The sequence below is a fragment of the Ruegeria sp. BHSB196 genome, assembly GCF_059613135.1.
In genome coordinates this window covers 38,278-44,684 of the sequence record NZ_JBXWRY010000032.1, presented here as the reverse complement: position 1 = coordinate 44,684, position 6,407 = coordinate 38,278, and the positions used below count along the sequence as shown (strand labels likewise).

The window sequence follows — 6,407 nt, the reverse complement described above, 5'->3', positions numbered from 1 at the left end:
GTCGAGATCACGCGCGCCCTGCGCATCTGCCCGAGGATCTCGATTTCGACCTCCAGCCCATCCGCCACGCGGCCTGCCGGCAGGAATCCCTGGGCGATGGATTTGCGGGCGAAATGGGAATAGCCGCCCGAGGTGCAGAATCCGACCACCTCGCCCTCCAGCCAGATCGGTTCATAGGCGTTCACGTCGGCATCGTCGGCATCGACCTCGAAAGCCACGAGCTTGCGCGAGGGGCCGGAGTCGCGCTCTGCCTCGGCGGCGGCGCGGCCGATGAAATCTGCGTTCTTCCGGAACGCGATGAACCGGTCGAGCCCGGTTTCAGCGGCCGTGTAGTCGGGCGAGAACTCGCGCATCCACGAGCCGAAGAACTTGTCGAGCCGCAGGCTCATCATCGCGCGCATGCCGAAGGGCACCATGCCGTGCGGTTGCCCGGCCTGCCACAGGGTCCACCACAGCTGGCGTTGCGCCATCGGGTCGCAGTAGATTTCATACCCCAGATCGCCGGTGTAGCTGACCCGCTGCACGATGCAGTCGGTCATGCCCACGACCATGCGGCGCACGTCCATGAAGCGCATGTCGCTGACATCGGCGCGGGTGCAGGCGGCCAGAACCTCGCGGGCCTTGGGGCCGGCGATCTGGAAGCCGTTGCGTTTGTCGCTGATATTCTCGATGGTTACGCCGTCTTCCTGATGTTGCTGGAACCAGCGCATGTGGAAATTCTGTGCCCCGTATGAGGCGGTGAGCTGGAATTCCTCCTCGCCCAGGCACGATACGGTGAAATCCCCGATCAGCTTGCCCTTGGGCGACAGCATCGGGGTCAGCGACAGGCGGCCCGGGGCGGGGATGCGCCCGGCCATGATGCGGTCGAGCCAGGCGCGGGCATTCGGACCGGTCACGAGGTACTTGCCGAAATTGTGCACCTCGTTGATGCCGACGCCCTCGCGCACGCCGCGCACCTCGCGGGCGGTGGCCTCGAAGGCGTCAGAGCGGCGGAAAGACGGGGTTTCATAGGTGGGCTCGTCGCCTTGGGCAAAATAGTTCGCCACCTCCAGCCCGTATTGCTGACCCCAGACCGCGCCCAGATCGCTGAAGATGTCATACATCGGCGTGGTGCGGTTGGGACGGGCGGCGGGTAGCTCCTCGTTGGGATAGGCGACGGAGAAGCGTTTCTGGTAGTTCTCGATCACCTTGGGGCGGGTATAGCCGGGGCTGATCCAGTCGCCGAACCGGGCCACGTCCATGGCAAAGACGTCGCGCTCGGGCTCGCCCTCGACCATCCATTGCGCCAGCGTCAGGCCGACGCCGCCGCCCTGGCTGAACCCGGCCATGACACCGCAGGCCGACCAGTAGTTGCGCAGGCCCGGCACCGGCCCGACCAGCGGGTTGCCGTCGGGGGCGAAGGTGAAGGGGCCGTGGATCACCGATTTCACCCCGGCCTCCGCCAGAACCGGGAAACGTTTGTAGGCGAACTCGATCGAGTCGGTGATCTTGTCGAAATCATCGGGCAGCAATTCATGCCCGAACTCCCACGGCGTTCCGTCCACGGCCCAGGGTTTGCAGGGCTGCTCGTAGAACCCGATGCACAGGCCGCGCCCTTCCTGCCGCAGATAGCTCTCGCCGGCCGGGTCCATGACGTGCGGATGTTCGCCGCCCGCGTCGATGATCGCCTCGATCTCGGGGATGGTGTCGGTGACGAGGTATTGGTGCTCCATCGGGTGCAGCGGGAAGTAGATGCCCGCCATCGCGCCCACCTCGCGCGCCCAGAGCCCGCCGGCGTTGACGACATGCTCGGCGTGGATCGTGCCCTTGTCGGTGACCACGTCCCAGGTGCCGTCGGGGCGCTGGTTGGTCTCGCGCACCATGCAGTGGGTCTCGATCGTGGCGCCGCCCATTCGTGCGGCCTTGGCATAGGCGTGGGTCGTGCCCGAGGGGTCGAGGTGCCCGTCCAGCGGATCATAGAGCGCGCCGATGATGCCGTCGGTATTGGTGATGGGGGCGATCTTCCTGATCTCGTCCGGGCCCACGATCTCGGTTTCCAGCCCCATGAAGCGGTGCTTGGCCCGTTCGGCCAGCAGCATGTCGAACCGGTCCTGATTGTCGGCCAGGGTGATGCCGCCCACATGGTGGAGGCCGCAGGACATGCCGGTGATCTCTTCCAGTTCCTTGTAGAGCCGGATGGTATAGCCCTGCAGCGCCGCCATGTTGGTGTCGCCGTTCAGGGTGTGGAAGCCGCCCGCCGCGTGCCAGGTGGACCCCGAGGTCAGTTCGGAACGCTCCAGCAGCATCACGTCGGACCAGCCGAGCTTGGTGAGGTGATAGAGCACGGAGCATCCGACGACACCGCCGCCGATCACGGCCACCTGACATGTGGTTTTCATTGCAGCTCTCCTTGTTTTGGCCCGACACTGCAAAGGTGCCGGGGTCCATTCTGTTCCGAAAACGACTTTCGGTGTCGTTTGGCTCAGTCGCTTGTGCGCAGGGGCGAGCGCTGGATCAGCCAGACCGCCAGCAGCGGCGCGGCGACGGTGATGACAGCGACCGTGATCAGCAGCATCCCGAGTTCCGAGTAATCCGCCTGTGTGGTGATCACGCCGTCGGCATCCTTCACCTCGCGGGTCACGGTGTAGATCTGGTTGAGGTACTTGGTGCCGAGGCTCGACGCGGACAGGGCGAGGTTGGTGAACGAGGCCATGACCGCAAAGAACGTGGCCTTGAGCGCCGGCGGAGCGTTGCGCGCGATCCAGGCGAGCATGGGAATCATCGAGATCTGGCCCAGCGGCGATTCCACCGCCGTGTTGATCACCGCGATGAAGCGGGCATCGACCACGCCTCCGGTTCGCGCCGCGGTCCATTCATGGAGGCCGTAGTAGAGCCCGATTCCCGGAAGCGACAGCAAGCCCGCCGCGATGCTCAGAAGAATGACGATGTCGGCGATGGTCTTCGAGGCCATCAGCGGTCGCAGAACCACCATGCCGACCAGCGTGAGCACCGACGTGATCAAGTAGAGAACCGACAGGAATTGCTGGTCAAAGCCCAGCACGTCGATTTCGAACCAGGTCGCGGCGGCCCCGTTCAAGGGCACGGCGCGGAAGACGAAGACGATGACGGCGGTTCCGACCAGCGTCCGGGCCTTGGCGGGGTCGAGATTGCGGATGAGTTGGCGCATCAGCGTCAGCACGATGGCCATGGAGCCGGCAAAGACGATCTCCTGCGAAAAGGGCACGTCGGTCAGTCCGACCGTCAGCGTCATGGCGACGAAGGCCGCGCCGCCGGTGAAATACCAGTGGTTGGCCTTGACCGGCTCACCCGGCGGATCGAAGTGCCTCAGGGCCTCCTGGCGCGGCGTGCCGCCTGCGATCAGCCGCCGGATGGTGCGCCGTTTCTGAAGGACGGCCAGCAGCACGCCGGAGATCGAGATGCAGGGGATCAGCAGCGCCAGCAGGTAGATCTGGCCATAGACGGTGGCCTTTTCGGACTCGGGCAGGGTTTCGATGCCCGCAAACAGCCAGATGTTGAGCAGCGCCACCGTGCTCGCCCCGGCGATCAGCGCGAACCGGCCCAGCGTCTGCATGGTCGTGTGCAGCGCGCGTTCGGTGTCGGCATCCAGAGGTTGCCCATTCGCGTCCACGCGCGGCACGGCCTCGACCGACATGGCGTCGGCCACCGCGTCCTGAACGACATAGCCGCAGGGCGCGAGGATGACGGCGAGCACGTACCAGCCGGTGACGGACATGAGGCCGGCCATCCAGGGCACCCGTGTGGCCAGTCCGAACATGATCAGGAAACTGACGGCGATCAGACCCGCGCCGACATAGATCAGCAGCGCCTTCCACCGCCAGATCAGGTCGACCAAATGTCCCATCGGCATCTTCAGCGCCCAAGGCAGCCCGGCCCAGAAGGCGAGTCCGGCGATGAACGCCGCCGAGACATCGAGGTACTCCTTGACGAAGAACGTGCCGACGATGGCGGTCAGGCCCTGCGCGCCGGCCGCGAAATAGATCATCAGCGGAGGGAGAAACGACAGGCGGAACTGCCGGCCCAGATCCAGAACGACCGCGTCGAACCAGCCGGACAGGCGCGCCGCGGCGGTCATAGCGGCCGGATCTTGAGACCGGTGATCCGGTTGCCTTCGCGCCTGGTGACTTCGAACCGGAATCCGTGGAACGAAAAGACCTGTCCCACGGTCGGGATCATCTGCGCTTCGTGGATCACGAGGCCGGCGACCGTGTTCGCTTCCTCGTCCGGCAGCGACCAGTCCATCGCGCGGTTGAGGTCGCGGATGGTCATGGCGCCTTCGACGTGGAACTGGCCGTCTTCGGTGCGCATGACCGGCATCTCGGCGTCCGGGTCGAACTCATCGGTGATCTCGCCGACGATCTCTTCGAGGATGTCCTCGAGCGTGATCAGCCCGCGCAGCGAGCCGTATTCGTCCACCACCAGCGCGAAATGGCTGCGCATCCGCAGGAATTCCCGCATCTGGTCGTCCAGCGTGGTGGTTTCGGGAACGAAATAAGGGGCGTTGGCGACCTTGGTGATGTCGAACTTCCTGAGCCGGTTGGCATCGCCCTCGGAGCCGCCCACCTGGGCATACATGGCCCGGAACAGATCCTTGGCATGGACGACGCCGATGATGTTCTCGGGCTCGTCGCGGAACACCGGAAGGCGCGTGTGCGGGCTTTGCAGGCACTGTTCGAGAATCGCCTCGGGCTCGGCGCCGGCGTCGATCATCTGGATGTTCGAGCGGTGCAGCATGATTTCCTCGACCGTGCGTTCGGCCAGGTCCAGCGCGCCCAGAATGCGGTCGCGGTCTTCCTTTTCGACCACGCCTTCGGAATGACCGAGTTGCAGCGCCCCGGCGATTTCCTCGCGCACGGCGAGGATTTGGCTGTCCGGGTCGATCTGCACGCCGAACAGCCGCAGCACCCCCCGCACGAACAGGCGCACGGCGGCCACGACCGGGGCGAACAGCGTCACGACGACGCTGATGGCCGGGGCCACCCAGGCGGCGGCCTTTTCGGCATTGGTGATGGCGTAGGTCTTGGGCAGAACCTCGGCGAAGATCAGCACCAGCAGGGTCATCACCAGCGTCGCCAGCGCCACGCCGCTTTCGCCGAACAGACGGGTGAAAAGGGCGGTCGCCAGCGAGGCCGCCAGGATGTTCACCAGGTTGTTGCCCAGCAGGACCGACCCGATCAGACGCTCGTTGTCGTCGGTGATGTCCAATGCCTTCTGCGCGCCGCGCGACCCCTTGTCGGCCTGTGCCCGCAGCTTGCCGCGCGACGAGGCTGTGAGCGCCGTTTCCGAGCCCGAGAAAAAGCCCGACAGCACGAGCAGAAACAGGATGGCGCCGGAGGTGATCCAGAATGCGCCGTCAAAAGCGGAAGAAGTCGCGTCCATCGGTCCTTCGTTGTCCTTGATGCTGCATCCGTTATGGGGGCGGTGGTCAGTCCGATCAAGGGGTTAGCCTTTGTCCTTGGCCAAAGGGTGGTGTTCGAGCACGAGTTCCGACAGCCGTTCGTCGAGAACGTGCGTGTAGATTTCCGTCGTCGCGACATCCGCATGGCCCAAAAGCGTCTGGATCGCGCGCAGATCGGCACCGTTGGCCAGAAGATGGGTGGCGAAGGCGTGGCGCAGGGTGTGCGGCGTCACCTTGTCCGGCGACACGCCGCCGGCCACCGCGAGTTCCTTGATCAGCAGATAAAACCGGTGGCGGGTCAGGTGGCCCGACTTGCCGCGCGAGGGGAACAGGTAACGCGACGGCGGCGCGCCCTTGGCGGTCGCCTGTGCCTCCGCCTCGTCGCGGACCGACAGCCAGGCGGCGAGGGCGTCGCGGGCGGGGGGCGAAAGCGGCACCATGCGTTCCTTGCCGCCCTTGCCCAGGATCAGCAGCATCCGGGGATCGCCCCGCGCGGCGGCGACCGGCAGAGAGACAAGCTCGCTGACCCGCATCCCCGTCGCATAGAGCAACTCCATCAGGCAGGTGTTGCGCAGCCGGTCGGCAGCGGTGCGGCCCGTGCCGCGCGCGGCGGCGAGCAGGCGGTCCACCTCGACCACTTCCAGCGTCTTGGGCAGGCGCTTTTCGCGCCCCGGTCCGCGGATCTGGATGGCGGGGTTGGTTTCGCGCCAGCCTTCCTCGAAGGCGAAACGATACAGCTGCTTGATGGCCGAAAGCCGCCGGGCGCGGGTCGAGCGGGCCATGCCCTGCGCGTCGCAATCGATCAGATACGCCTCGACCCTGTCGCGGTCGGCGGTCGCGAAATCCGCCTGTCGCCGCTCCAGCCAGGCGGCGAAATCCTTGAGATCCCGCCCATAGGCCAGCAGGGTGTTGGTCGCCGCGCCGAGTTCGGCGGCCTGCGCTTCGAGGAAGGCCGAGATCCAGAGTTCCGCCGTGCGAGGCCCGCCCATGG

General features: G+C 65.8%; 4 protein-coding genes. All 4 read right to left on the bottom strand.

All coding sequences use genetic code 11. The features are described from left to right. Nucleotides 1-2,378 (bottom strand): GcvT family protein (locus tag AC2FNJ_RS15080; RefSeq protein ID WP_496765378.1); only part of this gene is annotated, 2,378 nt, incomplete at its 3' end. 83 nt (nucleotides 2,379-2,461) lie between these two features. Next, on the bottom strand, nucleotides 2,462-4,093 hold the full coding sequence (locus AC2FNJ_RS15075; RefSeq protein ID WP_496765376.1) for an MFS transporter: 1,632 nt from the start codon (nucleotides 4,091-4,093) through the stop codon (nucleotides 2,462-2,464). Further along, nucleotides 4,090-5,397 carry an HlyC/CorC family transporter gene (locus tag AC2FNJ_RS15070; RefSeq protein ID WP_496765374.1) on the bottom strand — a complete coding sequence of 436 codons (1,308 nt, stop codon included), beginning with the start codon at nucleotides 5,395-5,397 and terminating at the stop codon, nucleotides 4,090-4,092. The genes AC2FNJ_RS15075 and AC2FNJ_RS15070 overlap by 4 nt, the downstream gene beginning before the upstream one ends. Nucleotides 5,398-5,460: 63 nt before the next feature. Beyond that, the gene (locus tag AC2FNJ_RS15065) at nucleotides 5,461-6,405 is read right to left on the bottom strand and encodes a site-specific tyrosine recombinase XerD (RefSeq protein ID WP_496765372.1); all 945 of its coding nucleotides are present in this window, start codon (nucleotides 6,403-6,405) and stop codon (nucleotides 5,461-5,463) included. Nucleotides 6,406-6,407: the final 2 nt, after the last annotated feature.